Source organism: Williamsia sp. Y712, from assembly GCF_059445525.1.
On record NZ_JCAIUN010000003.1, the window covers coordinates 424672 to 449756 of the forward strand.

The window sequence follows — 25085 nt, forward strand, 5'->3', positions numbered from 1 at the left end:
CCTCAACCCGCCGGGTTGAGGAGCGAGGTCCGGCCGTCGACCCAGCAGGACATCAGATGATCGGCGAGTTTGTCCTCCAGGTACAGGAACGCCTTGATGCCGAACACGACGTCGGATTCGATATCGGGCTCGCGGGCCAGTAGATCGCCGATCACGTCGTGCCGGACAACTTGTTCGTGCATGGCGTCGGCCTCGACGTGTTCGCGATAGAAGTGCACGCAGGCCTCGGGGGCATCGAGGCGTTCGAGCGCGTGGACCAGTCGCTGTGACCCTGGTGGCGAAGTGATTTCGGTGGCCGCGAAGTGCCCGACAGTTGCGCCCCGCCGGTTGCGGTGCAGCCCGAACATCGACATCACGTTCACCAGGGCCAGGGATTCACCCGGAACCTGTTCGAGATAGGCGAGGTAGTCCGAGTTCAGGTCGGCGGCTTCGAGCAGATCGGCGAACAGCTTCTGGTGCACGTGTTGTCCGTGACCGCCGCCGTATTCGTCGAACTCGATGGCGACAAACGACGCTTTGGCCTGCCCGGTCAGGCGCGGGATCGCAAACGCGTGGGGGTCGGCTTCCTTCAGGTGATAGATCGAGCGATGGATGAAGTACTCCCGCATCTGATCCCAGGTGCCCTGTTCCTTGAGGAACCACGACGGACCGCTGCCGTGTGCCGGTTCGGTCAGCAGTGCGCCGACTGCATCACCGGCACTGCCGGTCAGGTCGATGTCGGCCATGAGCGCGGTGGAGAAACGGCGCTCGAGTTCGGCCCGGAGTCGCAGCAGGTCGGGATTCCATTCCCAGTCATCATCGACGTCTGTGAACCCGCGGTAATGCAGCTCGTAACAGACGTACAGGGCCAGCTGCAGGTCCAGGCCGTAGGGGTCGCTGTCGCCGGTGTCGACCGACAAGTTGCTGCCCGCCGACGACGAGGCCGGACAGGTCAGTGCAGCGATGACCGTCGACGACAACGGACCGCAGGCTCGGGGCAAGGTCCGCGCGATGGAACCCACAGATGTAGTCACTTGGTACTCCTACCCGGGGTCGGGACGTGTGAAACCTGATCGGAGCTGGTGAGACCATTGTCTCTCGCATCTCAGCGCCATGCGAACACCGGCTGCTCCAACTGGTCGACGCGGGTGTCGCGGCCGCCGAGAACAACCTCGGCGAACTGGTACATCACCGCTCCGGTCGGCGCATGGATCAGTGATCCGAGCAGCGGTATCTGGACCACCGGGCGGTCTGATTCCGGGATGGTGACGAACCGTGGTTCGACCTGCAGGTCGTTCATCGGGATGAAGAAAAGATGGTCGACTTCGCCGGGATTCGGCGTGGTCTGGCGGTCGGGTCCGGCCCAGCAGACGATGGGGGTGATGATGTATCCCGACCTGGTCACGTAGTCGTCGAGCCGACCGAGGACATCCGCGCGATCGACTTCGACGCCGAGTTCCTCATGTAGTTCACGTAGCGCGGCGGTGGCGTAATCCTCACCCGGGTCGATGCGACCACCGGGCAGCGCGAACTGGCCCGGATGTTCTCGCATCTTCGACGGACGTTTGGTGAGCCAGATGCCGTATTCGCCGTCGCGACTGGTCACCGCGAGCACCACGGCTGCCGCCCGGGCGCCGTCGAGTTCGGCAGAGTTGTGGTCGAAGTTGTCCAACGTGGCGACGATGTTGGCGCGGATCGCTTCGGGATCGCCGGTCTCCCAGAATCTTGAACCCGGGGCCTTCGCTGTTTCGCCGTCCATGTTCCCTACTGTGCCGCATCGGCGACGGGCAGTGGGAGGGCGAGGTGGGAAAAGCCCGCGATGTCGCTGGCGTGAGGCCGGATCGGAGTAGGTTGGCGCCATGGCTGATGCTGCTGTGTCGACAATTGATGTGGGTCCCCGCAAGGTCGCACGCCAGGTTGTGGTGAATGCGCCTGCGGCCGAGGTTTTTGCGCTTGTCGCCAATCCGCACCGGCATCCCGAAATCGACGGGTCGGGCACGGTGCGCGACATTCCCGTCAAAGGGCCGGACAGGCTCAGCGAGGGCGCCAGATTCAGCGTCGGGATGAAGCAGTACGGATTCCCGTACAAGATCACCTCGAAAGTGACCGCGTTCGAGGACGACAAGCTGGTCGAATGGCAGCATCCGCTGGGTCACCGCTGGCGCTGGGAACTGCAGCAGACATCGCCGACCACCACCAAGGTCACCGAGACCTTCGACTACTCGACCGCTAAATCGCCGAAGATGCTCGAGGTCATGGGGTTCGACAAGAAGAACGGCGACGGGATCAGCGCGACGCTTCGGGCATTGGCTGCGCGGTTCGCCTGAGTCGAACCCTCCAGACGGACGTCACGGGGACTCGTCGGACGCGGCGGCCTCTTCGTATCGTTTGTGGAGCCGAGCCCGGATGTCGTCGGGCGTATATGAGTTCCGCTGGCGGACATCTCGGCCGACCAACACCCCACCTGCGGCCACCCCGACAACGCCCGCGAGTCCGATCCATTTCCACGCACTGTGCACCCGTCGAACAATAGCCGTCGAACAATCGTCGCGCCGCCGATAACCGCGGCGTCGCGCCGGTGATGCCTGCGGCGTTTAGTCTTTCGGGTGTGCATCCGAACAGGACCGAGGCGATCTCCCTCGACAAGGCGCTCGAGTCCACCCGTACCGGGGACGTATGGCTCTTTCGTGGCAAGTCCGGGCCCGATCGGGCGATCCAGGCGCTGACCAACAGTCCGGTCAACCACGTGGCGATGGCCGTTGTGCTCGACGACCTGCCGCCGTTGATGTGGCATGCCGAACTCGGCAACAAGCTGACCGACATGTGGACGGGGACGAATCATCGCGGCGTTCAGCTCAATGACGCGCGTGAGGCGGCGCTGCAGTGGATGGACAAATATGGCCAGCGCTGCTGGATTCGCCAGATCACGCCGTATGCGGGTCGGCAGCAGGAGGACCTGCTGCTCAAGGTGATTGCCCGCATGGACGGCACCGCGTTTCCGACGACCGCCAAGCTCGCCGGCCGGTGGTTCAAGGGGCGCGTACCCACGGCCGCCGACCTCACCAGGGGTGTACCGGTGCTGGACAAGAAGGTGCGTAACCGGATCAGCAAACGCAGAGAAGCCGAAGACAAGACCGGCCTGGAGACCGCCTACTGTGCCGAGGTCGTGGCGATGACCTACGAGGCGATGGGACTACTCGAGACCGATAAACGCTCGAATTGGTTTGACCCCGGCCGGTTCTGGAGCGGCGATACGTTGCCGATGGCCCCGGGATACGAGCTCGGTGCAGAAATCGCCGTCGAAAAATAGTCGGCAGGCACAACGCCGTTGAGCGTGCTCCGTCGGACTCGAATGCTCCCCTGAAGGCTCACCCGGTGGTGGACGAAGCACGCTCGGTGGCGTCAATCTGGCTGTTTCGCAACCAGGACTGTCGTCTGTGGGTCGGGGGCGAGGGTGGCCGAATCAATCAAGCGCAACCCCCACTCCGTCTGTGTCGGCATCGAACTTCCGCTCCCACAGGGTTCTGATTCTGACACAGAAGATCAAAATCGACGTCATTTTTCGCCAAACGACAAACAAAGTTCTCACGTCGGCGAAGTGGAGTCGCCGACTTTGCCCCGAATGGTTCAGGGCTGCGGGGATCACCGCCGAGAACCGCCCGCCCATTCGAGAAGTCGCGGCAAAGGCCAGGTGGTGACAATGCGGTCGGCTTCGATACCGAGGCTCTCCGCGCGCTGGCAGCCGAGCGTTTTGAAGTCGAGTTGACCGGGAGCGTGGGCATCGGAATCGATGGCAAACAGGCAACCGAGGTCCATGGCGATCCGGATGAGCTCGTCGGGCGGGTCGACACGCTCGGGTCGTGAGTTGATCTCGACTGCGGTTCCCGACTCGGCACAGGCCTCGAATACTTTGTGGGCGTCGAACTTTGACTGCGCGCGTTTGCCGCGGCCGCCGGTCACCAATCGGCCGGTGCAATGTCCCAGGACGTTCACGTACGGGTTGCGGGCAGCGGCCACCATCCGCCGTGTCATCGGCCCTGAATCCATGGCCAACTTGGAATGCACTGACGCCGTGACGATGTCGAGCTGATCGAGCATCGTGTCGGTCTGATCCAGCGAACCGTCGTCGAGGATGTCGACCTCGATGCCGCGCAGCAGCCGAAATCGATCGCCCAGTGCGCTGTTCATCTTGTCGACCACTCGGATCTGTTCGACCAGTCGCTCGGCCGACAGTCCGTTGGCCACCGTCAGGCGAGGGGAGTGGTCGGTCAGGGCCAGCCAGCTGTGATCGAGTTCGATCGCGGCCAAGACGACCTCGTCGATGGGCGATCCGCCGTCGCTCCAGTCGGAATGGCAATGCAGATCGCCACGAGCCGAGGCGTAGAGATCGTTGCCACCGGATGCCAGGGGTGCAGCGGCCTTCTCCTGCAAGGTCTTCAGATAGTCCGGTAGTTCACCGCCCACCGCCTGGGTGATCACCGTCGCAGTGGATTTCCCGATGCCGGGAAGATCGGTCAATCCGCCACTGGTCACCAGTGTGCGCAATTCGTCCGGCTTCAATTTCTGGACGACCTTCAGCGCCTTGCGGAATGCCTCGACGCGGTAGGTCCCCTCGCGGGCTCGTTCGAGCAGGAATGCGATGCGGCGCAATGCCTCCGCGGCACCGACCGGCGCACTCAGTGGTTCGACTGATCTCACTGGGTGAGTTTATCGCTGACCTTCGGCGTCTGGTCGGGCGTTGGCTCGTCCTCGTCCCGGTGCATCCCGTCGAGTCGTGGAATCCATTCGAGCCACGTCGGGAACCACCAATTGGCCTTGCCCAGGATCTCCATGGTCGAGGGCACCAACAACAGTCGGACAATACTGGCGTCGATGAGGACGGCCACTGCGAGGCCGACACCCAGGATCTTCAGGCTTCGGTCGGGCAGGAATGCCAGTGACATGAACACGCAGATCATGATCAGCGCAGCGCAGGTGATCACGCGGGCTGTGCTCGCGAGACCTTCTGCGACCGACGTGGTGGGATTACCGGTGTGTTCGTAGCGCTCCTTGATTCGTGAGACCAGGAAGACCTCGTAGTCCATCGACAACCCGATTGCGGTGACAAACAGCATCATCGGAACCCAGCTGTCGATCGGTCCGGGCCGACCGACACCGAAGATTTCCGCACCCCAACCCCATTGGAAGATGGCAACGATCACCCCGTACGCCGCACCGAGCGAGAGGACGTTGACGATCACGGCTTTGATCGGGACAACAATCGAGCGGAATGCCAGGACGAGCAGGATGAATGCTGCTGCCAGCACCGCCGCGATGGTCCAGGGAAGCAGGTCAAGGGTGACCTCGGCGTAGTCGATGGATCCGGCGCTCTGTCCGGTGATCTGAACATTGACGTCCGAATCGGAACCGAGGGTGTTGGGGATGGTCTCGTCACGCAGGCGGTCCACCAGCTCTGTGGTGGCCTCGTCCTGTGGGCCACTGGACGGGTTCACCGAAATGATCGAGATCTCTCGTCCGTCGGTTTGGCCCACCGGAAATGCCTGGTCCACACCATTTTCCGCAACATCCGGATCGGCGGCGATGGCGGTGCGCAAGGCCTCCAGTTCTGATTGCGGATTCGTGCCTGCCGGGTAGTCGGCGACCACGATCAGCGGCCCGTTGGCACCTACACCGAAGCCTTCGGTGACGTAGTCGTAGGCAACGCGGGTGGTGGCGCTGGTGTTTCGGTTACCGGCATCGGAGAATCCGAGCCGGAGCTGGAACGCCGGGATCGACAGGACGATGAGAATGAGCAACGCGACCGAGACGCCAACCCACGGCATCGCCTGAATGCGGGCACTCCACCTCTTCGCCCACACGCCTTCGAGTGCTTTGTCGGGGTCTTTGCCCCTCCGTTTACGTAGCCAGTGCAACGAGAGCCGATTGATGCGCGTGCCGATGACTGCGAGCAGCGCAGGTAGCAGCGACACCGAGGCGATGAGGGTGCCCAGCACGCCGGCAATGGCCGCGAAGGTCAGGGCCGGGCCGATGTCACCGCCGGAGATGAGGATGCCGCACATGGCGATGATCACGGTGCCGCCTGCGAACAGCACCGATCGACCGGCGCGGAGCATCGCGATGGTCACGGCGTCGTTGACATCCAGTCCGTCGTGGATACCGGATCGGAAGCGGGTGACGATGAGCAACGCGTAATCGATTCCGACACCGATACCGATGATCAAGGTCAATGAGATGGCGAAGTTCGGGACATCCATGAAGTTCTGCACAAGGATGAGAACGGCTGCGCCGACGCCGACGCCGAACAGTGCCGACAGGATCGGAAGTCCTGCTGCCACAACAGATCCGAAGGCGACCAGCAAAATGATCAACGCAAGGAATACGCCGACTGCCTCCGCTGTGCCGTTCGGGGGTGCGTCGTCGAACCGTGGATCGCTGAATTCGACGTCCACACCGGCTATTTGGTTGTCTTCGGCGATGGCCTTGATGTCGTCGATCCGGTCCTGCACCTCGGCGTCGGTTCCGGTGCCGACGTCAAGTGGGGCCACCGCGATTCGGTCGTCGGTCGAGATCTGCGACTGCGGTCCGTAGGGGTCGGTGACACTGACCTCGGGAGAACTGGCGGTGATCTCGTCCACCAGCGCGGAGACCGCGGCCTCGACCTCTGGGTTTCGCACTCCGCCGTCGGCGTCGGGTGCGGCAATGACTATTTGTGTCGCATTTGCCTGTTTCTCTTGGCCTGCTTGCTCCAGAAGCTCAGCGGCCCGGCCGGATTCGGTGCGGGTGTCTGAGGTGAAGGATGTGGTGGTCGGTCCGGCCCACATCGAGGCAGCGAAGATCGCGCCGATCAGAACAACCACCCAGCTTCCGATGATCAGCCAGCGGCGGCGAATGATAAATGCGGTATAACGGTCCATGGCGGCCTCCGGGGCTGCGGCAGATGGGACGGTTTACATCGACGTTCTCCATCTTGAACCAAGATGGAGCTTCGATCTATAAGGGATGACCCTGAGGTTCCAAGAAATTCATCGCCGACGCGCCACCAGTGCCCCGGATTTCTCCGGATGTGCTCTCTTCAGTGCTGTGGAGCTCTGATTTTCAGTTGTCGCCGGGGATCGCGACGTGAAAGCCTCCGGGCAGCGGTGAGATGTGTAAGCGGGTCAGCTTCGAACGGCTGATCCGCCAGCTGTCGCCGGTGCGGGTGTATTCCTCGTGGTAGTGACCGGACCCCGTGAGCCCCTTTTCCGGGCTGCCGCCTGCGTGCAGTTCGTCGGCCATCGCCCAGATCGCGTGTGCGGTGGTCGGGGAGTCGATGGTGATCTCCGGGGTGTGACCGTGGTGCACGGTGGTGATGCCCTCGAGGGATGCGGAGACCCGGTCGCGGATGATGTCGGCGCCGGTGATCGTCCAGGCACCGGAATCCAGGACTGCGTCGGGTGTGAACACCGCGGCGAACCCGTCCCAGTCCTTGGTGTCGAGCATCCGGAAATAGCGAGCCTTCAACTGCCGAATCTGTTCGATGGCAAGGAGTTTGAACAGGGCGTCCTGATCGAGCGACGCGTCGATTTCCGGCGATGACATGGAGTCGACGCTATCGAATGCGCAGCGGCTGCGTGGCCGATCGGGAAACCCGAAAGGGAGCGGTACTAAGGGGATTCGAACCCCTGACCCCTACACGCGGATGGCGCGCAGCACCAGCCGGACGGCGTGGGCCACCACCGCGTCGAGATCGTCGCCGAGGTTTCCGGCAAGCCAGTCCTGGGCGAGTTCGGCCATGGCGCCGGTGTACATCGAGGCGCCGACCCGGGCGGCGACCGGGCTGGAGTCGGGGTGTGATTGACCGCTTTCGGCGAGAACGACGTCGCGCAACATGTCCTGGGTGAGCGCCCGCCGCGAGATGAGCACCGGATTGGCCCGGGCGTCGGTGAACAGGACCCGGCCCCGGCGGGCGTCGGCGGAGCTGAAACCGAGCACCGCCCGGATGCCGGCAGCGGTCCGGTCGTGGACCGAGTCGGCTGCGTTGTCGATCGCATGCTCGACGGTGTCGCCGAGCCCTGCGGCCACGTGGTCGTACACGGCACCGAGGAGGTCGTTGGTGTCTGTGAAGCTCTCGTAGAAGTAGCGGGTGTTCAGGCCGCATTCGCGGCAGACGGACCGGACCGACAGAGCAGCTTCACCGCCTGCGCCGAACAGGGTGAATCCGGCCTCGACGAGCAGCGATCGCCGCTCGGTGCGGCGATCGCTCAGCGGAACACCGGCCCAGCGGGTGGGGGTCGACATGACCGCAGCATACGTCCGGCCGCACGACTATTTCGAACTTCTGGTCACAGTCGTCACCAATCACTATTCTGGTCACATACGTATCCACACCTGGGAGGGGATGCTCGATGTTGCCACCGTTGCCTCATCAAATTGCTGGTCAGTGGATCAACCACCGTTTTGACCGGGACGTACGCAGTCACTATTTCCGCGGTATGGAGTTCGCTGGTCCGGACGGCGATCCGGGGTGGTTCGGACCCGACAGCGCGGTATGGCACGTCCATTCGCATACCCCGGCCCTGATTTTCGGGTTGCAATGCGCCTCCTATCTCGAGCGCCTCGATCCGAGCATCTTCTGGATGGGTATGCATCATTCGCGGCTGGTCGGGAAGGACGAGTCGGGCCGGCCCACCGGTCAGCTCGACCCCGCCGGACTCTCGGTGCGGTTGGGTCATTCGGTGGCGTTCTTCATCGGAACCGCCTACGGCTCCACGGAAACCGCCGAGCGGCTGGCGCGGACCGTCCGGTCGATGCACCACACCATCAAGGGAACCCGGCCCGACGGTCTGCCCTACGACGCCGACGATCCAGAATGGTTGCGCTGGAACTACGCCACGGTCGTCTGGGGGATTGCCACCGCGCACGAGATCTACCACCCGCGGCCACTGCGCGGTAAGGCACTCGACCGGTACTACGGCGAGTTCGTCCGGGTGGGCCACGCCCTCGGTGGCGACGATCTGCCGACCACCAAAGCCGAGACGCTGGACCTTCTGAAGTCGTATGTGCCGAAACTCGGTCTGACCCACGGCAACGCGATGGCCACCGGGAACAATCTGACCGACCCGATACAGGGTGCAGTCGACTGGGCCATCCGCGACACCATGCCGAGCTGGGCGGCTCAACTCGTCATGTACAAGCCGCCGAATGTCCTCGAGCGCACCGCGCGGCGGACCGCGGTATGGACGTCCCTCAACGGTTTGTACGCGGCGATGGGTTCGATGCCGGAGTTCGAGGACGCCAAAGCCCGCGTGGCCGGGGGTACGACGGTTCCCCACACCGAACCGACTTACGTCCTCGGCACCGATCCGGCGTTGGACCGCGCAACAGTGGAGGCTGAACTCGTCTGAACGGTCAGCCGATCGTCAGTCGACTTCCTGGAGTCCGACGGTCGGCAGGAAGTAGCAGGTGCCGCTCGAATGAGTGACCGACCCGACGACAAGTGACAGCACCATGCCCTGGCCGGTTTTGACCACTGCTGCCCTTGATCCCGCCTGGGGGAATCGGTTCAGGACGGTTTCCGCCGTAGCCACCGCGGCACGGGCCGCGACCTGTTGAGGTGCGGGGAGCTTGGCGACCTGTTTTTTGATCGGCGTCAGGATCGCGTCGGACAGGCTGCCCATCGGGACAAATCCACCCTGCATTGTATTGACGTTGAACCAACCCACATTCATGCCGGATTTGTTCGCGCTGTCGTTGACGATGCCTGCCGGGAAGAATCCGTAGAGAACCTCGCCTCTCCTGACGGCATTGAAGTCAAAAGGACTTGTCGGATCGGCAGCATTCTGAAGGGCTAGATAGCCGAGCCCCGGGGTTTGCGGTCCCGACATCGCGCCGGCGACTGCCGGCACAACCCCGAGGGGGGTGCCCGGTGCTTGTGAGCAGTTGACCGCGGCGGTCGGCCACAAGAAGGGGGCGAAGCCGAGCCTGCTGAGCTGCCTGTTGGCTGATTCGAGCTGCGCAGCGAGGTCGTTGGACAGTGCCGCTGGGGTTGCCTCGATGGCCGCCAAAGGGTTCGGTCGCGGTGCCGGGTCGGCCTGTGCCACCGGCGTCGCCGCGAGCGTGATCGCCATCGCGCCTGCGGCTCCGACTGTCATCAACCGCTTCAAACCCTTACGCATCAAGAACGCCCCGATCTGTTTTGTAATTTGTGAGCCCAAAAGAGGAGACCATAAAACTATTTCAAGTAAGTGAATTACCGCGAACCGGCGGAAACTGCATTCAATCAAATTCCGTGCAGGTTCTCTGATCGGGTACCGGTGTGGCGGCCACCGGCGTGCGTAGGACAAACCCGCCTTGGGGAGCCTCGACCCGCCGAGTCCATGCCCCGTTTTCGTCTCCGGCGGGTCCGTCTGTAAACTCCGTAGCGCACTGAAACCGGTGGTTCCAGAGCATGCCCCTTTAGCTCAGTTGGTAGAGCTACGGACTTTTAATCCGCAGGTCGACGGTTCGAGCCCGTCAGGGGGCACCACGTTCACCCGGGTAACCCTCGCGGGCTGATGCCCTCGAGGGTCAGGGTGAGCAGACGACGTGCTTCGGCACTGGGGTTCTGGTGATGTTCAGTGGCCAGCGCGAGGCCCGTGACGAGCGTGATCAGGTCTCCGAGAGTGATTCCCGGCCCCACGGCCTCTGCCTGTATTGCTCGTTGCAGCAGTGGGCCTGCTGAACCCGATAGTTTTGCGGCGCAGGCATCGACGTGGTCTTGATCGTCTATGGCACCTCCGGCCAGCAGATCGGCCAGCCCACGCGCCGACGTCGCGTAATCGGTGAGCGCACCCAGCCAGTCGAGTAATGCCGCGCGGGCATCAGGCGCATCGGCCAGTGCTGAAGCCCGGGTACACAACGCATCGGTCCGTTCGGCGAACACCGCCTCCAACAAGGCCTGCTTGCTCGGGAAATGGCGGCGCACGGTCGCCGAACCGACACCAGCGGTCCGGGCGATCTGTTCCATCGATGCGTCGGCGCCATGCGCGGCGACCTCTTCTTCGGCGACGGCCAGGATCCGCGTGTAGTTGCGCCGCGCGTCGGCGCGTTGAACGGTCATCGATCATCTCCGGGGTTGCTAAGTGGCGGGGGCCGCCGTTAGTCTAGCGGAAGCTAAGTGGCGGGCCTCGCCACTTATTCTTCTATTGCCTCCCAGGGGAACTCATGACTACTGATATCGCACCCGTACTAGTTGCCGGCGCCACCGGCCGTCAGGGGGGTGCCGCCGTGCGTGCTCTGCTTGCGGCGGGTATCCCGGTGCGGGCGCTGGTGCGCAATCCCGGGACCGACCGTGCGAAAGCTGTTGCAGCACTTGGTGCCGAGCTCGCGGTCGGCGACCTCGACGACCGCGAATCGCTGACCCGTGCCGCACAAGGGGCGCGTGCCGTCTTCTCCATCCAGATGCCGGACATCGCCGGGCGTGCATTCGAAGGAGAATTGGCGCAGGGGATCAACCTCATCGAGGCCGCGAAATCCGCCGAAGTGCCACAGTTCATCTACACGGCGGTGTCCGGAATTGCCGGCTACACCGAGACCCCCGGCTGGGCCGAAGGACGATGGGCGGTCCTGGAGCCTGTCCTGGGCACGAAATCGGCCATCCAGAAACACGTCCGGACGGCGGGCTTCGCGCACTGGACGCTGATCAATCCCAGCACCTTCATGGAGAACTTCCTGCCTTCGCAGGCGTACATGCTGCCCCGCGGCGTCGAAGGTGGACTGGTGAGCCTTCTGAAGCCGACGACCGAGGTGTCGCTTGTGGCGGTCGACGACATCGGTGCCGCGGTCGCGGCCATCGTCGCCGAGCCTGCGAAGTTCCATGAGGTCGAACTGGAGCTGGCCGGTGACTTCCTATCGATGACAAAGATTGCCGAAACACTGTCGCGTCACCTCAATGCCGATTTCACCGCCCCCGACATGACCCTGGAGGAGGCCATTGCCGCAGGGATGCCGCCGATGGGCATCGGACTCGACTGGATGAACGTGGCCGTCCAGCCTGCCCGGCCGCAGTTTGCCCGTGCCCTCGGAATCTCCGTCACTCCATTCGACGACTGGGCGCGCAAGCGTCTTCCGGAGGTGGAATAACGCCTGCGCGCCTACTCGACAGGTGCGCCTCCGTCGAGCCGGGAGCGTGATCGGCCTGCGTCGATCCAGACGTTTGGCCGGCGAAAATCGTCGTGTCAGCCAAAAAACAGCACCTGGCCTGCTGATTTGGGAATTGCTGTGTCCGTGTCATATTCTGATTCAGCTCCCAAACGGAGAACACCGGCCCCCTTCGTCTAGCGGCCTAGGACGCCGCCCTTTCAAGGCGGTAGCGCGGGTTCGAATCCCGTAGGGGGTACGCAATGCCATCGTGCGCAGATGGCAAAGCACGCATGGCCCTGTAGCGCAGTTGGTTAGCGCGCCGCCCTGTCACGGCGGAGGTCGCGGGTTCGAGTCCCGTCAGGGTCGCAAGAAATTTCGACTAGGTATCCAGGTTCGCCCGGATATCGTTCGGCCAGGTAGCTCAGTTGGTACGAGCGTCCGCCTGAAAAGCGGAAGGTCGTCGGTTCGATCCCGACTCTGGCCACCACTAGTTTTCTCAGCTCACAGGCTTAGCGCCTTCAGTCCGGTCCTCCGCGAGGATCGGATTTTTTTGTTCCATGGGTCCGATCGGCCCGTGTGTAGCAACGTATTTCGGCTACTGCTGGGCGAGTTTGCTGATGTCCTCCCATTGCGACCATTCCGCCAGGCGACGTTCGTAGATGCCCTGGACGATGCCGAGGGCTTGGCCGCCGAAGACGACGCGTAGCGGGGGCTCTGGACTGTCCACGACTCGCAGAAGTGCGTCAGCGGCGCGCTCAGGGGATCCCGAGACCTGGCTTCCGCGTCGTGCGGCGGCGGCGGCGCGCAGCGGCTCGTACTGGGGCAGGGGAGCGGAATGACGAGACGATGCGCCTGCCCAGTCCGTTTCGTATCCACCCGGTTCGACGATGGTGACCTTGATGCCGAATGGTGCGACCTCCAGGGCAAGAGACTCGGAAATGGCCTCCAGCGCCCACTTCGATGCGTGGTACGCCCCGAGATTGGCGAACGCGCCGATCCCACCGAGACTGGAGATCTGGATGATGCGCCCGCGTCCCTGGTCCCGCATGATCGGGATCGCCGCCTGAGAGGTCCACAGGGCGCCGAAGAGGTTGGTCTCGAGCTGTGAGCGAAGATCGGATTCGGACAGCTCCTCGACGGTACCGAAGTGCCCATATCCGGCGTTGTTGACCAGAACGTCCAGTGTTCCAAGTTGTTCCGCAGCCTGAGCGACCACAGCCCGGGCCCGGTCGCGGTCCGTGACGTCGAGGGTGTCGATGTACAGCTGATCCGGATAGATGTCGCGCAGGTCCTCGAGATCGGATGCGTTCCGCACGGTGGCGGCGACGAGGTCGCCACGCTCGAGCGCTGCTGTTGCGTAGGCTCGTCCGAGGCCTCGGCTCGCGCCCGTGATGAGCCAACGGGTGGTGGATTGTTCGTGTGTTCTTGTCATGTGTTCCAGCGTCGCGCGACGGGCGGCGCTGTGGAACGCCGCTCCCTTCCTGGGTGCGCCGCACCCAGTGACGAACATGCGGCACTAGCATCGGCGGGATGCCATCGTCGCTGGGCGAATTCCTTGCCCTTCACCGTTCCCGAGTGCAGCCGACCGACGTCGGCCTGAGCAGCAACGACCGGCGCAGGGTGCCCGGTCTTCGTCGCGAAGAGGTGGCGCTGCTCGCCGATGTCAGCGTCGACTACTACATGCGGCTCGAGCAGGGCCGTGAACTGTCGCCATCGGCTCAGGTTGCGCGCTCGATCGGTCGCGCACTGCTGCTGGACGAGCACGGCTTGACCCACCTGTACCGCCTGGCCGGGCTCACGCCTCCTCGCGCGACGCCTACTGCCGGAATCGTCGAACCCGAGTTGACCGCGCTCATCGACGAATGGCCGCAGCATCCGGCGATAATTCTTGGTCACGCGTTCGACGTCATCGCGACCAATGCGCTGGGGGAGAAGCTGTTCATGGGTTTTCCCGGCACGCGCAATCTTTTGGAATCGGTGTTCTGCGATCCGGTTGTTCGCGCGTTGTATGCGGATTGGGCTGCGGTGGCCGCGAGCACGGTTGCGGGGTTTCGATTGTTGGAGACGGCGCAGCCCGACGATCCGCGGGTCTGTGAGGTGCGCGATGGACTACTGGCCTCCGACACCGAGTTCGCCGCCATGTGGACGGATCACGAGGTGCGCGGACGTCGCCTGAAGACCAAGGGGTTTCGGCATCCGGTCGTCGGCGACCTCGAACTACACATCCAGACCTTCGATGTGCGCTCGGCACCCGGCCAAGAACTCGTGATCTATCGCGCGGAGCCGAATTCGCCGGCCGCGGCCGCGCTGGAGAAGCTCAAGGACCATGGTCACTGATCGTTGTCAGTGGTATCTGGCCACCCAATGGTCGACGCCACATTCACCGTCGGAAATCAGAATCTCTAACGCGTAGGGCTCGGGGGAGTCATCGTTTCGACAGTCTGTACGGCCATCCGCGCAATTGTTTCAAGCTCTTCGGCGGTTGACCCGGCACGATCCATGACTGCAAGTGCTTGGTTGGTGCTGACCACGAACAGGGCGACATTGTCGGCGATCAGCTCGTCGACGAAAGAGCCGGAGATCGCCGCTCGGATGCGCCCACGCTGGCGCCCGAGCAGTTCCTTGACGTGATCACGGTTCGCTTCATCGAGAGTCGGTGCGGCCGCGGCGGATAGAGCGACCAAGCATCCGCCGGGCATCGTCGGTTCGGCGATGCGCGCCAAGATGACGTCGAAGAACGCGCTCACTGCGGCGGCCGGATTGTCGGGATGAGCGTTCAGGGCAGCGTCGTACTGCTCACCGAAGGTGTCAGCGTAACGGTCCAGGGACAGTCGGAACAGCTCTTGCTTACCTCCGAATGCTCCGTAGAGAGAGCCTTTGCCGAGGCCCGTTGCAGCACCGATGAGGTCGAGAGATGTCTCGGCGTACCCGCGTTCCCAGAACACGGTCATCACCTGGTCGAGTGCCTGGTCGACGTCGAACTGTTTTCGTCCCGCCATTTCGATTCCTTTCATTCACCTACGATCATACCGCCAAATTTGACCGATCGTTCCAACTATGTTGGACTGATTGGACCAAGATGGTGTTGCGGATTCGAATTCCGTGGCAGGAGAGGCTGATCCGATGACTGTGCAGGATGACAAGCCGATCGTCTTGGGGATGACGCGGCGGCGGACGGTCGGGTTCTGGCTCGTGGTGGCCATTTACGGTCTGGTGATGATGGGCGGCACCATGCCGATTCCGCTCTATCGGTTCTGGGCGCCGGAGATGCATTTCGGATCGTTTGCGACAACGCTGATCTTCGCCGCCTACGCCTTCGGCGTGGTCATCGCACTACTTGTCCTGGCGTCGTTATCCGACCGGCTCGGCCGCCGCCCCGTGCTTGTGGCGGCGCTGGTTGTTCTGGGCGTGAGTACCGTGATCTTCCTCGCCGCAACAACTTTGGCCCATCTCGTGGTGGCTCGATTCGTATTCGGCTTGGCCGCTGGGGTGATCACGGCAACCGCGACCGCTGCCCTCGGCGAGCTTGCCGGGCGGGACCGCGCACACCTCGCCGCCGCGATGGCCACCGTGGCGAACATGGGTGGGCTCGGATTGGGGGTCCTTGGATCAGGACTTCTCGCACAGCTGCTCAAAGATCCCGTGCACCTGGTGTTCTGGCTATATCTCGGTGGGCTCGGGATCTCTGTCCTGGCCGCGTTCGCCATTCCCGAGACGGTAGACCGCCGCCCGGGTACTCGACTTCACCTCCGTCGTCCTGCTGTTCCCAGCGGACCGGAGCGTGGCACCTTTGTTCGCCTAGCGTGCCTGGTCTTCGCTGCCTTCGCGGTGAACGGCCTGTTCTCGTCCCTCGTTCCGTCGTTCTTGACGGGACAGTTAGGAATCGGCAATGGTGCTGTTGTCGCGGCGGTCGTCAGCATCGTGTTCTTTGCGGCACTGGTCGTGCAGTTCGTCCCGCATCCGCCATGGCTTGCGGATCGGTTCGCCGGACCGTCTGCTCTGGTTGTCGGCGTCAGTGTCTTCGAAGTCGGACTTCTGGGGAACTGGCTGGCCGTGTTTGTCGCCGGGACCGTCGTCGCGGGCGTGGGCGTGGGGCTGATCTTCGGGCAAGGTATCGAAATCACGCAGCGCCTCGCCGATCCCGACCGTCGTGCCGATCTGGTCGCGACCTATTTCCTGGCCGCCTATCTCGGGACAACGATTCCCACTCTCGCGCTCGGCGAGTTCGACCAGCTCTTCGGGGTCACAGTCTCGACTCTCCTCTTGGTCGTGGTGATTGTGACTGTCGTCGGCGCATCAACAATGTCGTTCCGGCGGGATGTCGAACCATCCCGCGCCGGCACGTCCAATTCGAAATCAGGAGTCCAATCATGAAGGCTGTCAATGTCACTCGCGCAGGGAGTGCATCCACCGTCCCGAACTTGCCTGCCGGCTTCGCGGAACGATTCTCCAGTTCCATCATCGACACCGGCCGAGTTGGGCTGCACGCGGTCACCGGCGGCAATGGGCCGGCGCTACTGCTTGTCGCAGGGTGGCCTCAAACCTGGTACGCCTGGCGTCATGTGATGCCGGCGTTGGCCGACAGGTTCAGCATCGTTGTTGCTGACCCGCGCGGGATCGGGCTTTCGGACAAACCCGAGGGCGGCTACGACACCGCAAGTCTGGCTCGCGACATGGTCGGCTTGATGGCAGCGCTCGGACACTCCAGGTTCTCCATGGTCGGCCACGACCTCGGCGTGTGGACGGGCTATGCGCTGGCTGCAGATCACCCGGGCGTGCTGGATCGGTTGGTCGTCGCGGAAGCGGCGATCCCCGGGCTGACTCCGTCGGCTCCGATCTTCAGCGACTCGTCTGTCAACGAAAAGCTGTGGCATTTCGCCTTCAACCGTCTACCGGCGTTGAACGAAATCCTCGTCCGGGGACATGAATACGACTTCTTTGCCGAGCAATTCCGCACCAAGGCCGCGACGCCGTCGGCGATCCCGGACTACGCAATCCGCGAGTACGTCGACGCGATAACCCGAGATCCAGTCGGCCTACATACCAGCTTCGAGTTTTACCGCGCTCTCGATACGACGATCGCGCAGAACAGGATTCGCCAACAGCAGCGCCTCACCCTGCCCGTTCTCGCCATCGGTGGAGCCCTGGGGTGGGGTGAAGGCGTTGGCGTCACGATGCAAGTCGGGGCCGATGACGTCACCACCAGGGTCATCTCAGACGCCGGACACTATCTGTTCGAGGAGAACCCGTCGGCGGCGATTGAATTGCTTCTCGAGTTCCTCTGAACTGGGAAACCGCAGGGAGTGTCGGGCCGAGCATGCAGCGACGGAAAACAAAGCCAATTTGCCTTCAGCGATTGCCATGTGCAGCGCTGAAACGAGAGACTGCTTTTGGAGTGTATTTCGGCGAGCTCGGTGCTCGACATCACTCTGTACGGGTGAGGACAGGCGTAGCCGGGCTGTGCAGTCTGGGTCTGTGGTCAACCGACTGCATCAACGCCGGAAGCGAGAACATGATGGGCAAGAACGACGAAACATTCATTTACATCGCGACATATTCGAGCGAGGCCGCGGCCCAAAGCGACTACGAGGCGGTCAAAGAACTGCATGCGGGAGGTCTGGTCGGCTCGTATGACGCAGCTGTCGTCACGAAGGACGCCAACGGCAAAGTGCACGCAAACAAGGATGAAACAGCGACTCGCCACGGTGCATGGGGAGGGATTGCCGCCGGCGCGGTGCTGGGTGTGATCTTTCCGCCATCTGTCCTTGCAACGGCGGCCCTCGGTGGCGTTGTCGGGGGTGTGAGTGGGCACCTTGCCAAAGGCATGTCACGAAAGGACGTGAAGCATCTCGGCGATTTCATCGACCCCGGCCAGGCGGGACTCGTCGTCGTTGGTGAGAGCAAGGTCAAGGAAGCGATTGAGAAGGCCGTGAAGCAAGCCGAGAAGGATGTTGCCGAAGAACTCGGCATCGACCCGAAAGACGTCGATCACGTCCTTCAGGACGCTCTGAAGGACTTGTAGGTCCTGGCGCCAATTTTGTATACGTGGCAAATAGCCAACAATCGAGACTGTCAGTCCTCCGGGTGTTCTGACTTGAGAGTGGCAAGAAGGTTAGTTCGTCCAGGTCGTGGCTACACGTGAGGTATGCGCTCACCGATTGAGGACTACCTACACCGGGTCTTGGCCGAATGCAGGGATGACGACGGCGGTTCGGTGATGACCGGCAATCAGCAGCTCGAGAAAGCCGACCCCGACTTGTTCGGCATAGCGTTGGCGACCGTGGACGGCACTGTCTACACGGCAGGCGACGCACATCACGAGTTCTCGATCCAGTCGATTTCCAAGGCGTTCACGTATGGCCTTGCGCTCCGCGACGGTGGTCTCGACCGAGTGCGGAAGCGTGTCGACGCCGAGCCGTCAGGCGAGAAGTTCAATGAGATCTCGCTGGAGGAGGACACCGGGCGCCCGCGCAATGCCTTCATCAATGCCGGCGCGCTCGCCGTCCACGACCTCGTCGATGGGGACGATGCCCAACACCGCAGCCGCCGCATCGTCGATGAGATGAGCCGCCTGGCAGGCCGCGAACTCGAACTCGACCAACAGGTGTACGAGGCCGAGCTCGCGGCCGACGACCACAATAAAGCGCTCGCATATCTGCTTCGGTCGACAGGACAACTCGACAGCTCACCCGACGAGGTGGTCGACGGCTACGCGAAGCAGTGTGCAATCCGGGTCGACGCCAAAGATCTCGCGACCATGGGCGCGGTGATGGCGAACGGTGGGTTGTCCACCTCGTCGGACGAACAATTGTTGGAGGGCCCGATCAATCGACATGTGTTGTCGGTGATGGCGACGTGCGGGATGTACAACGGCAGTGGCAGTTGGATGTCGACGGTGGGCATACCGGCGAAGAGTGGTGTGGCCGGCGCAATCATGGGGGTGTTGCCGGGACAGGTAGGACTCGCGGTGTTCTCACCCCGGCTCAATCAGCATGGAAATAGTGTGCGGGGAGTAGCCGTTTTTGAACGGCTGTCCCGGGATCTGGAACTACACATGATGCACGTTGTCCCGACGGGGCGATCGGCGCTTCGGTCAGTCGAAGAGCGGGACGGGGCGACCGTGATCGAACTACAGGGAGACATTCGGTTCGCCGGCGCCGAGATCTTCGCAAGCCGTGTCTGCGAGGGTATTTCGGGCAATGAGGTCGTCATCGACCTCTCTCGGGTGCGCGTCATCGACAATGCCGCGCGGCGACTGATCTGTGAGGTGCGCGAGAGGCTGGCCGATGACTACACGACGACCGTGAAGGACCCGGAACGGCTGCTCGAGCGCAGCGGGGAAGATGCTGATCTGCCACGCTAGCTGCGAGATGATCAGTCAGTCCCGTGGGGTCAGGCGGATGATGGGGAGTTCGCGGTCGGTCTTCTCCTGATAACCCGCGAATTGTGGTGCGATGGTGGTGATGTCGTTCCAGGCTTGCTCGCGTTCGGCGCCATGTAGTTGGTCGGCTTTGACTTCGATCGTGCGGTTGTCGAGTTCGATGCGAATCCTGTCCGGATGGGCCCTGATGTTGTAGTACCAGCCCGGATTCCCGGCCGCGCCTGCGGCCGACGCCACGATCAACCAGCTGCCATCGGGGCCGGGAAACCAGTTGACCGGGTTGGAACGTTCCTGTCCGGACTTGGCGCCGATTGTGGTCAGGACGAGTGCTCTGATGCCCCTGAAGTCGCCACGGCGGCGGATCCGTTTGGCCATCACCTTGTTGACCAGCCGGAACAGGGGGCCGGATGGCTTGCTGCCACCGCGAGTGCCTGCGGGTGTTTCAAAGCTCATGGGTCGCTTCCTTCAGATTGTTTGAATTGTGAAACATCATGGAGATTCGACGACTTCGATTGTCGCGCTCCTGGCGATGCCGTGGTCGGGGTTCGGCAGATGGAGCGAAGTACGCTGTCTGTCGAGTAGACGGTTCAATCGCATGCGCACAGTGGCGGCCGGGGTCGAGGGATGGACATAACAAGTGGCGTATCTCCGGATCAACGGAATGGACCTGTATTCGGAGGTCGACGGCCGGGGGAGTCCCGTACTCCTTCTGCACGGTGGTTACTGCTCGCTCGAGTCCCTACGAGCGCAGTCCGATGCCCTGGTACCGGACCATCAGGTGTTCGCTTACGAGCGACCCGGTCACGGTCGATCGGCCGATATCGATGAGGACTACAACTACGCGCGCGGTGTCGCCGACACACTGGAGTACCTGGACGCTCAGGGCCTGGAATCGGTGGACGTGATCGGCTATAGCGACGGTGCGATCATCGGTCTGTTACTCGCGATCAATCACCCGGAGCGGATCCGGTCGCTGGTTTCGATCAGCGCGAACCTGGACCCCTCCGCGTTCACGGATTCGGCCGAGACCGTCGGTGCTCCCGTCCTCGACTCGCCTGTACATGCCGCGGACAAGGGCGCCGACGAACCCGACGTCGAGCGGATGCATTACGAGCGGCTCTCCCCAGACGGACCAGCGCATGCAGACATCGTGTTGGCCAAGCTTTTTCGCCTCTGGACCGCGGAGCCCAAGATCGCACCGGCCGACCTCGCCGGGGTCACCGCACGCACATTGGTGATGTCGGGAGACCGCGACACCATCCGCCCCGACCACAGCCTGCTGATCGCTTCATCGATTCCGGGCGCACAGCTGTGCATCGTGCCCGGAACAACTCACAACCTGATCGCCGAACGCCCCGAGCTGATCAGTCTCCTCATCAAAGGATTTCTGCAGCAGGAGAACTGATCAACCGCAGGGGCACCAAGCTAGTCGCGTGAGCGGCTGAGCAGCCAGACGAAGTAGGGTGCGCCGACCAGGGCGATCATGAGTCCGGCCGGCACCTGGGCGGGCGCGATGAGTGTCCGGCCGAGGATGTCGGCGACACACACCAGCAATGCGCCGAGCATCATCGAGACCGGGATGACGCGTCCGTGCCGGGATCCGACGATGCCGCGAGCGAGATGTGGCGCGACGAGGCCGACGAAGCCGACGACACCAACCGCGATGACGCTGAGGGCGGCCAGCAGTGCCGCGATCGCGAGCAGGATCAGGCGGGTGCGTTCGAGCCGGATACCGAGAACACGTGGGGTGTCCTCGTCGATGGCAATGATGTCGAGCTGGTGTCGCATCCCGTACAGCACCGGTACCGCGAGAACGAGGGCTATTGCGATCGGTATGACGTCGGGGAGCGTGCGCCCATAGGTCGTACCCGACAGCCAGGTGAAGATGCGGGGTGTGTCCCACGGATTGGCGCGCAGGAGAAGGAAAGTGGTCACGGCGCTGATGCCGTAGCTGCAACCGATCCCGATCAGTACGAACCGGTCGGGCAGGAGTCCACCGCGCCAGGCCAGCAGAGCAATGAACGCGAACGTCGCCATTCCCACGACGACTGCCATGACGATGATTGCCTGGCGCCCGCCTCCTCCGGCGGAGGTCACCACGCTCACCGCGCCCAATCCGGCGCCGGCGGTGATGCCCAGAATCCCGGGTTCGGCCAACGGATTTCGCACCGTGCCTTGCACAACGCAGCCCGCCAAGGCGAGCGCTGCGCCGGCGAGTACCGCGGCGGCCACGCGGGGGAACCGTTCGTCGAGAGCTCGTCCGACGAGGTCGGGTGCGGTGCCTTGCAGCCAGAGCGCGAGGTCGCCGGTACGGAGCCACAGGCTTCCGGCGAGCAGATCGATGATGATGGCCACGATCAGCAACACCGCCGCGATGACCACGGCGATGACAAATCGGCGACGCGAGCGGATTCCGATCCGTTGCGCAGGCGGTTGCCGGGTCGATCCCGAATCACGAAGTCGCAGTGCGAGGATCACGATCAGGACCGCTCCCAGCAGTGCGGTGGGAATGCCGGTGGGAATGGAGGTGGCGGCCTGTGCGCCCATCACCGCACGCAGCGAGGCGTCGGCAAGCAGGATCAGCAAAGCCCCGAGTAGTCCCGAGACCGGTACGAGGAACACGTGTCGGCGCAGCGTGTGCACGCGTCCGGCGATCAGGCGGGCCAGCACGGGGGCGGCGAGTCCGAGGAAGGCGATCGGTCCGGCCAAGGTCACCGAGATGGCGGTTAGCAGCACGGCGCAGATCACCGCGATGACGCGGGTGGACTGGATCGGTACGCCCACCGCTGATGCGGCGTCGTCACCGAGACCGAGCACATCGAGCCGGCGCGAGAGCAGTAGTGCCGCGCAGAACACCACGATGATGATCGGGGCCGCGCGGACGAAGGCGTCGATGTTCAGCTGAGCGAGCGAGCCACTGCCCCAAGCAAATAGGCCGGTGGTGTTCTCCTTGAACAGGATGAGCATCATCGCGGTCAACGCATCGAGTGCCATCGCAATCGCTGCGCCGGCGAGGATGAGCCGTGTGGTTCCGGTGCCCGCCGCGCGGCCGGAAAGTCCCAGGACCACGGCTGCTGCGACGATGCCCCCGAGGAATGCGACGCCACTCGACGCCCACAGCGGCACAGAGAGGCCGAGCGCGGCGACCAACGTGAGTGCGAAATACGATCCGGCGGTGACGGCAAGTGTGTCGGGGGAGGCCAGGACGTTGCGGGTGATCGACTGCAACAGGGCTCCGGCCACGCCGAGGGCGAAACCCACTGCCACACCGGCAAATAGGCGCGGCAGCCGCGATCCGGTCAGTACGTCCCGGACCGGCACGCCGCCGACGTTTTCGTCTGCTCCGCCCAGAAGGCGCAGCAGGTCCCACATTCCGACACCGGATGTTCCCTGTGTGAGGTGCCACATCCCGACCAGGACAACCGCAGCGCCAAGGGTGGCCAGCACAGCCACTCCGCCGGCGCCGCGGCGAACGCCGACACCGGGCAGCGACTGCTGCCCGGTGTCGACGTCACGCGTGGCGATCAAGCGGTGGTGAGGACGTCGACGTAGGCGTCTACTGCCTGCTGGCACGAGAGCGGACCACCGGCGCCCCAGACTCCCGGCGGGAAGGGATACGCGCGTCCCTGCTGGACGGCGGGCAGCGACGTCCAGATCGGGCTCTTCTCCAACTCGGTGACATAGCTTTCGGCTTCATCGTCGGTCGAGTAGAAGAGGTTGGCGTTGCCGACGGCGGTCAGGCCCTCGATGTCGGTCTGGGCGAGTCCGTATGCGGGATCCACTCCGCCGCTGCCGTACACGTCGTTGATCTCGTTCGTCCAGGCCGAAGTCATTCCGAGCTGTTGGCCGAGCGCGGTGAACAGTGCTCCGTCACCGTAAGGGCGGATGATCACGTTTGCGCCCTCGATCCATCCGTCGAAGAACAGGAAGTCCCGCGTGGGGAGGTCGACATTGGCGACCTTGGTCTTCGCTGCTGCGAGGTGGTCATCGAACTCCTGCAGCACCTGGTCGGCCCGGTCGGTGCGGCCGGTTGCCTCGCCGATCATCGAGAACACGTTTTTCATGTTCCCGATCGGGTCTGCACCGTTGGCGCCCAGTGTCGCGAGCACGGGTACACCGCGCGCTTCCAGCTGGGCGATGATCTCGTCGTCGGCGCTGAATGCCTCGATGATGATGAGGTCGGGGTTGGTGGCGTACAGCGTGTCGAAGTCGGGCTCTTCCCGGGTGCCGATGTCGGCGACGCCGGCGGGGAGCTCTTCGGCACTGACGTATGTGCTGTAGCCCTCGGCGTCAGAGACCGCGACAGGTGTGACACACAAGGTGAGTGCATCTTCGATCTGCTGCCACTCCAGCACCGCCACCCGCTTTGCGGGCTGGTCGAGTTCGACCGTGCGGCCGACACCGTCGGTCAACGAGACCGGGCCCGTGGATGTTGTTGTCGTGTCGTCGTTGCAACTTTGCGACGGCGGCGGCGCCACAGCGCTGCTGTCTGCCTTGTCTGCACTGGTGGTGCCACAGGCGCCGACGGCCAGCGCGGCGGCGAAAGCCAATGACGCGGTGGCGATTCGATTGAAACGGGTCACGAAAGGTCCTCTCGAGTGCGGATGGAACGGGAATGAGTGGTATCGCCCGAGATCCGGGCGGGGTGCCGTCCGACGGGGTCGATGCGAAGGCGGTTCGTGCGGGGGTCGACGTCGACCTCGACCTCGATCTCGTAGACATCGCTGATGTTCCGCGCGGTGAGAACCTCGAGCGGGGCACCCGCCGCGTGAATTCGTCCGGAGGACAACAGGATCAGGGTGTCCGCGACGCGCGCTGCGTGGTCGAGGTCGTGCAGGACGATCCCGACGGCAGCGCCGTGCTCCTCGGCGAGATCGCGGACCAGGTCGAGAGTCTCGATTTGGTACCGCAGGTCAAGGTGATTCGTGGGTTCGTCGAGGAGGATGACTCGGGTGTCCTGGGCGACGCAGGCGGCCAGCCAAACACGTTGCACCTCACCACCGGACAGCTCTCCGGCGGCACGGTCTGCCATCTTGTGCACTCCGGTGGCGTTCATCGCGTGGTCGATGGCGCGGCGATCCTCGGCGGACAATCCCGCGAAGCCACGGCGGTACGGGTGACGTCCGAACGCCACAACTTCGCTCACGGACAGGCCTTGCGGTGCGGGCCGCGATTGGGAGAACAAGGTGACTTCTCGGGCGAACTCACGTGCACTGAGCAGTGACGCGGCCCGCTCAGGCCGGCCGTCAACGCCGCCGAGCCGCACGTGCCCCTCGTCGATCCGATGCAGGCGAGCAAGTGAACGCAGCAGAGTGGACTTGCCGCTCCCGTTGGGTCCCACGAGCGCGGTGATGTGGCCGGGTTGCAGAGCGATCGAGACGTCGTGGACCACCTCGGTCTTGCCGTACCTCAAGGTCAATGCGTCGCCGACCAGAGTGGGTGCGCTCGTTGTCGCGTCTGGACGCGCAGCATCTGTGGAGGTCATGAAGTCAGCTCTGGGTCGAAGTGGCGGAGCACGTCACTTTCGGGGGCTTCAATCAGCCACCAGCAGGTCCGCACGTATTCAGCAGAAGGTTAGGCAACCCTTGCATAAGGGACTATAGGGGTGGATAGGCTTGTCTGCAAT

General features: G+C 63.5%; 25 protein-coding genes and 4 tRNA genes. 14 read left to right on the forward strand and 15 right to left on the reverse strand.

Annotation, left to right across the window (positions count from 1 at the left end):
* Nucleotides 1-2 precede the first annotated feature (2 nt).
* The gene (locus AC1D75_RS21260; RefSeq protein WP_495517304.1) at nucleotides 3-1013 is read right to left on the reverse strand and encodes an iron-containing redox enzyme family protein; all 1011 of its coding nucleotides are present in this window, start codon (nucleotides 1011-1013) and stop codon (nucleotides 3-5) included.
* A 71-nt stretch (nucleotides 1014-1084) separates the two neighbouring features.
* A complete protein-coding gene (locus AC1D75_RS21265; RefSeq protein ID WP_495517305.1) occupies nucleotides 1085-1738 on the reverse strand; it encodes an NUDIX hydrolase in 654 nt (217 codons plus the stop codon).
* A gap of 100 nt (nucleotides 1739-1838) precedes the next feature.
* On the opposite strand from AC1D75_RS21265, the gene AC1D75_RS21270 reads away from it, so the two are divergent.
* Nucleotides 1839-2306, forward strand: coding sequence for an SRPBCC family protein (locus AC1D75_RS21270; RefSeq protein WP_495517306.1), 468 nt, complete (start codon nucleotides 1839-1841; stop codon nucleotides 2304-2306).
* 21 nt (nucleotides 2307-2327) lie between these two features.
* Here AC1D75_RS21270 and AC1D75_RS21275 read toward each other — a convergent pair whose 3' ends face one another.
* A complete protein-coding gene (locus tag AC1D75_RS21275) occupies nucleotides 2328-2498 on the reverse strand; it encodes a hypothetical protein (protein WP_495517307.1) in 171 nt (56 codons plus the stop codon).
* Between the two features lie 62 nt (nucleotides 2499-2560).
* On the opposite strand from AC1D75_RS21275, the gene AC1D75_RS21280 reads away from it, so the two are divergent.
* Nucleotides 2561-3289, forward strand: coding sequence for a guanylate cyclase (locus AC1D75_RS21280; protein ID WP_495517308.1), 729 nt, complete (start codon nucleotides 2561-2563; stop codon nucleotides 3287-3289).
* 332 nt (nucleotides 3290-3621) lie between these two features.
* Here AC1D75_RS21280 and AC1D75_RS21285 read toward each other — a convergent pair whose 3' ends face one another.
* From AC1D75_RS21285 to AC1D75_RS21300, 4 genes are all read right to left on the reverse strand, one after another.
* The gene (locus AC1D75_RS21285) at nucleotides 3622-4677 is read right to left on the reverse strand and encodes a PHP domain-containing protein (RefSeq protein WP_495517309.1); all 1056 of its coding nucleotides are present in this window, start codon (nucleotides 4675-4677) and stop codon (nucleotides 3622-3624) included.
* The gene (locus AC1D75_RS21290; RefSeq protein WP_495517310.1) at nucleotides 4674-6893 is read right to left on the reverse strand and encodes an MMPL family transporter; all 2220 of its coding nucleotides are present in this window, start codon (nucleotides 6891-6893) and stop codon (nucleotides 4674-4676) included. Before AC1D75_RS21290 ends, AC1D75_RS21285 begins: the two co-directional genes overlap by 4 nt.
* Nucleotides 6894-7074: 181 nt before the next feature.
* Entirely contained in the window at nucleotides 7075-7557 is a 483-nt protein-coding gene (locus AC1D75_RS21295; RefSeq protein WP_495517311.1) for a nuclear transport factor 2 family protein, read from the reverse strand.
* Nucleotides 7558-7647: 90 nt separating this feature from the next.
* A complete protein-coding gene (locus tag AC1D75_RS21300; protein WP_495517312.1) occupies nucleotides 7648-8256 on the reverse strand; it encodes a TetR/AcrR family transcriptional regulator in 609 nt (202 codons plus the stop codon).
* 107 nt (nucleotides 8257-8363) lie between these two features.
* Between AC1D75_RS21300 and AC1D75_RS21305 the strand changes: the two genes are divergently transcribed.
* Nucleotides 8364-9362 (forward strand): oxygenase MpaB family protein, encoded by a 999-nt coding sequence (locus AC1D75_RS21305; protein WP_495517313.1) that lies wholly within the window; start codon nucleotides 8364-8366, stop codon nucleotides 9360-9362.
* Nucleotides 9363-9377: 15 nt separating this feature from the next.
* On the opposite strand, the gene AC1D75_RS21310 is transcribed toward AC1D75_RS21305, so the two are convergent.
* Nucleotides 9378-10133: a hypothetical protein gene (locus tag AC1D75_RS21310; RefSeq protein ID WP_495517314.1), complete on the reverse strand. Its 756-nt coding sequence runs from the start codon at nucleotides 10131-10133 to the stop codon at nucleotides 9378-9380.
* Between the two features lie 274 nt (nucleotides 10134-10407).
* On the opposite strand from AC1D75_RS21310, the gene AC1D75_RS21315 reads away from it, so the two are divergent.
* Nucleotides 10408-10483, forward strand: a tRNA-Lys gene (locus AC1D75_RS21315).
* Nucleotides 10484-10486: 3 nt separating this feature from the next.
* On the opposite strand, the gene AC1D75_RS21320 is transcribed toward AC1D75_RS21315, so the two are convergent.
* Nucleotides 10487-11056 (reverse strand): TetR/AcrR family transcriptional regulator, encoded by a 570-nt coding sequence (locus AC1D75_RS21320; protein WP_495517315.1) that lies wholly within the window; start codon nucleotides 11054-11056, stop codon nucleotides 10487-10489.
* Between the two features lie 104 nt (nucleotides 11057-11160).
* Here AC1D75_RS21320 and AC1D75_RS21325 point away from each other — a divergent pair, with 104 nt between their 5' ends.
* From AC1D75_RS21325 to AC1D75_RS21340, 4 genes are all read left to right on the forward strand, one after another.
* On the forward strand, nucleotides 11161-12078 hold the full coding sequence (locus tag AC1D75_RS21325; RefSeq protein ID WP_495517316.1) for an NmrA family NAD(P)-binding protein: 918 nt from the start codon (nucleotides 11161-11163) through the stop codon (nucleotides 12076-12078).
* A gap of 183 nt (nucleotides 12079-12261) precedes the next feature.
* A tRNA-Glu gene (locus AC1D75_RS21330) sits at nucleotides 12262-12334 on the forward strand.
* Between the two features lie 36 nt (nucleotides 12335-12370).
* Nucleotides 12371-12444, forward strand: a tRNA-Asp gene (locus AC1D75_RS21335).
* A 44-nt stretch (nucleotides 12445-12488) separates the two neighbouring features.
* A tRNA-Phe gene (locus tag AC1D75_RS21340) sits at nucleotides 12489-12565 on the forward strand.
* 108 nt (nucleotides 12566-12673) lie between these two features.
* On the opposite strand, the gene AC1D75_RS21345 is transcribed toward AC1D75_RS21340, so the two are convergent.
* Nucleotides 12674-13510 carry an SDR family NAD(P)-dependent oxidoreductase gene (locus AC1D75_RS21345; RefSeq protein ID WP_495517317.1) on the reverse strand — a complete coding sequence of 279 codons (837 nt, stop codon included), beginning with the start codon at nucleotides 13508-13510 and terminating at the stop codon, nucleotides 12674-12676.
* 98 nt (nucleotides 13511-13608) lie between these two features.
* On the opposite strand from AC1D75_RS21345, the gene AC1D75_RS21350 reads away from it, so the two are divergent.
* Nucleotides 13609-14415 carry a helix-turn-helix domain-containing protein gene (locus AC1D75_RS21350; protein WP_495517318.1) on the forward strand — a complete coding sequence of 269 codons (807 nt, stop codon included), beginning with the start codon at nucleotides 13609-13611 and terminating at the stop codon, nucleotides 14413-14415.
* A gap of 65 nt (nucleotides 14416-14480) precedes the next feature.
* Here AC1D75_RS21350 and AC1D75_RS21355 read toward each other — a convergent pair whose 3' ends face one another.
* Nucleotides 14481-15077 (reverse strand): TetR/AcrR family transcriptional regulator, encoded by a 597-nt coding sequence (locus AC1D75_RS21355; protein ID WP_482140625.1) that lies wholly within the window; start codon nucleotides 15075-15077, stop codon nucleotides 14481-14483.
* 124 nt (nucleotides 15078-15201) lie between these two features.
* On the opposite strand from AC1D75_RS21355, the gene AC1D75_RS21360 reads away from it, so the two are divergent.
* The 4 genes from AC1D75_RS21360 to glsA all read left to right on the forward strand — a co-directional run bounded on the left by AC1D75_RS21360 (nucleotide 15202) and on the right by glsA (nucleotide 19441).
* Nucleotides 15202-16452 (forward strand): MFS transporter, encoded by a 1251-nt coding sequence (locus tag AC1D75_RS21360; protein ID WP_495517319.1) that lies wholly within the window; start codon nucleotides 15202-15204, stop codon nucleotides 16450-16452.
* Nucleotides 16449-17363, forward strand: coding sequence for an alpha/beta fold hydrolase (locus AC1D75_RS21365; RefSeq protein WP_495517320.1), 915 nt, complete (start codon nucleotides 16449-16451; stop codon nucleotides 17361-17363). Before AC1D75_RS21360 ends, AC1D75_RS21365 begins: the two co-directional genes overlap by 4 nt.
* Before the next feature lie 227 nt (nucleotides 17364-17590).
* Nucleotides 17591-18100, forward strand: coding sequence for a DUF1269 domain-containing protein (locus AC1D75_RS21370; RefSeq protein WP_495517321.1), 510 nt, complete (start codon nucleotides 17591-17593; stop codon nucleotides 18098-18100).
* A gap of 123 nt (nucleotides 18101-18223) precedes the next feature.
* A complete protein-coding gene (gene glsA / locus AC1D75_RS21375; RefSeq protein WP_495517322.1) occupies nucleotides 18224-19441 on the forward strand; it encodes a glutaminase A in 1218 nt (405 codons plus the stop codon).
* Nucleotides 19442-19456: 15 nt separating this feature from the next.
* Here glsA and AC1D75_RS21380 read toward each other — a convergent pair whose 3' ends face one another.
* Nucleotides 19457-19912 carry a nitroreductase family deazaflavin-dependent oxidoreductase gene (locus AC1D75_RS21380; RefSeq protein WP_495517323.1) on the reverse strand — a complete coding sequence of 152 codons (456 nt, stop codon included), beginning with the start codon at nucleotides 19910-19912 and terminating at the stop codon, nucleotides 19457-19459.
* A gap of 184 nt (nucleotides 19913-20096) precedes the next feature.
* Between AC1D75_RS21380 and AC1D75_RS21385 the strand changes: the two genes are divergently transcribed.
* Nucleotides 20097-20864, forward strand: coding sequence for an alpha/beta fold hydrolase (locus tag AC1D75_RS21385; RefSeq protein WP_495517324.1), 768 nt, complete (start codon nucleotides 20097-20099; stop codon nucleotides 20862-20864).
* A gap of 20 nt (nucleotides 20865-20884) precedes the next feature.
* On the opposite strand, the gene AC1D75_RS21390 is transcribed toward AC1D75_RS21385, so the two are convergent.
* Genes AC1D75_RS21390 through AC1D75_RS21400 form a run of 3 tightly spaced genes read right to left on the reverse strand, consistent with a single transcriptional unit; the run spans nucleotide 20885 to nucleotide 24944 of the window.
* Nucleotides 20885-22987, reverse strand: coding sequence for an iron ABC transporter permease (locus AC1D75_RS21390; RefSeq protein WP_495517325.1), 2103 nt, complete (start codon nucleotides 22985-22987; stop codon nucleotides 20885-20887).
* Nucleotides 22984-24042 carry an iron-siderophore ABC transporter substrate-binding protein gene (locus AC1D75_RS21395; protein ID WP_495517326.1) on the reverse strand — a complete coding sequence of 353 codons (1059 nt, stop codon included), beginning with the start codon at nucleotides 24040-24042 and terminating at the stop codon, nucleotides 22984-22986. The genes AC1D75_RS21390 and AC1D75_RS21395 overlap by 4 nt, the downstream gene beginning before the upstream one ends.
* Nucleotides 24039-24944: an ABC transporter ATP-binding protein gene (locus tag AC1D75_RS21400; RefSeq protein WP_495517327.1), complete on the reverse strand. Its 906-nt coding sequence runs from the start codon at nucleotides 24942-24944 to the stop codon at nucleotides 24039-24041. The genes AC1D75_RS21395 and AC1D75_RS21400 overlap by 4 nt, the downstream gene beginning before the upstream one ends.
* Between the last annotated feature and the right edge of the window lie 141 nt (nucleotides 24945-25085).

Bases quoted from the DNA above. Each gene is read 5' to 3' on its own strand.
- AC1D75_RS21265 (WP_495517305.1), bottom strand. From the start codon at position 1,738: ATGGACGGCGAAACAGCGAAGGCCCCGGGTTCAAGATTCTGGGAGACC.
- AC1D75_RS21270 (WP_495517306.1), top strand. From the start codon at position 1,839: ATGGCTGATGCTGCTGTGTCGACAATTGATGTGGGTCCCCGCAAGGTC.
- AC1D75_RS21280 (WP_495517308.1), top strand. From the start codon at position 2,561: ATGCCTGCGGCGTTTAGTCTTTCGGGTGTGCATCCGAACAGGACCGAG.
- AC1D75_RS21290 (WP_495517310.1), bottom strand. From the start codon at position 6,893: ATGGACCGTTATACCGCATTTATCATTCGCCGCCGCTGGCTGATCATC.
- AC1D75_RS21295 (WP_495517311.1), bottom strand. From the start codon at position 7,557: ATGTCATCGCCGGAAATCGACGCGTCGCTCGATCAGGACGCCCTGTTC.
- AC1D75_RS21300 (WP_495517312.1), bottom strand. From the start codon at position 8,256: ATGTCGACCCCCACCCGCTGGGCCGGTGTTCCGCTGAGCGATCGCCGC.
- AC1D75_RS21305 (WP_495517313.1), top strand. From the start codon at position 8,364: ATGTTGCCACCGTTGCCTCATCAAATTGCTGGTCAGTGGATCAACCAC.
- AC1D75_RS21310 (WP_495517314.1), bottom strand. From the start codon at position 10,133: ATGCGTAAGGGTTTGAAGCGGTTGATGACAGTCGGAGCCGCAGGCGCG.
- AC1D75_RS21320 (WP_495517315.1), bottom strand. From the start codon at position 11,056: ATGACCGTTCAACGCGCCGACGCGCGGCGCAACTACACGCGGATCCTG.
- AC1D75_RS21325 (WP_495517316.1), top strand. From the start codon at position 11,161: ATGACTACTGATATCGCACCCGTACTAGTTGCCGGCGCCACCGGCCGT.
- AC1D75_RS21345 (WP_495517317.1), bottom strand. From the start codon at position 13,510: ATGACAAGAACACACGAACAATCCACCACCCGTTGGCTCATCACGGGC.
- AC1D75_RS21350 (WP_495517318.1), top strand. From the start codon at position 13,609: ATGCCATCGTCGCTGGGCGAATTCCTTGCCCTTCACCGTTCCCGAGTG.
- AC1D75_RS21355 (WP_482140625.1), bottom strand. From the start codon at position 15,077: ATGGCGGGACGAAAACAGTTCGACGTCGACCAGGCACTCGACCAGGTG.
- AC1D75_RS21360 (WP_495517319.1), top strand. From the start codon at position 15,202: ATGACTGTGCAGGATGACAAGCCGATCGTCTTGGGGATGACGCGGCGG.
- AC1D75_RS21365 (WP_495517320.1), top strand. From the start codon at position 16,449: ATGAAGGCTGTCAATGTCACTCGCGCAGGGAGTGCATCCACCGTCCCG.
- AC1D75_RS21370 (WP_495517321.1), top strand. From the start codon at position 17,591: ATGATGGGCAAGAACGACGAAACATTCATTTACATCGCGACATATTCG.
- glsA (WP_495517322.1), top strand. From the start codon at position 18,224: ATGCGCTCACCGATTGAGGACTACCTACACCGGGTCTTGGCCGAATGC.
- AC1D75_RS21380 (WP_495517323.1), bottom strand. From the start codon at position 19,912: ATGAGCTTTGAAACACCCGCAGGCACTCGCGGTGGCAGCAAGCCATCC.
- AC1D75_RS21400 (WP_495517327.1), bottom strand. From the start codon at position 24,944: ATGACCTCCACAGATGCTGCGCGTCCAGACGCGACAACGAGCGCACCC.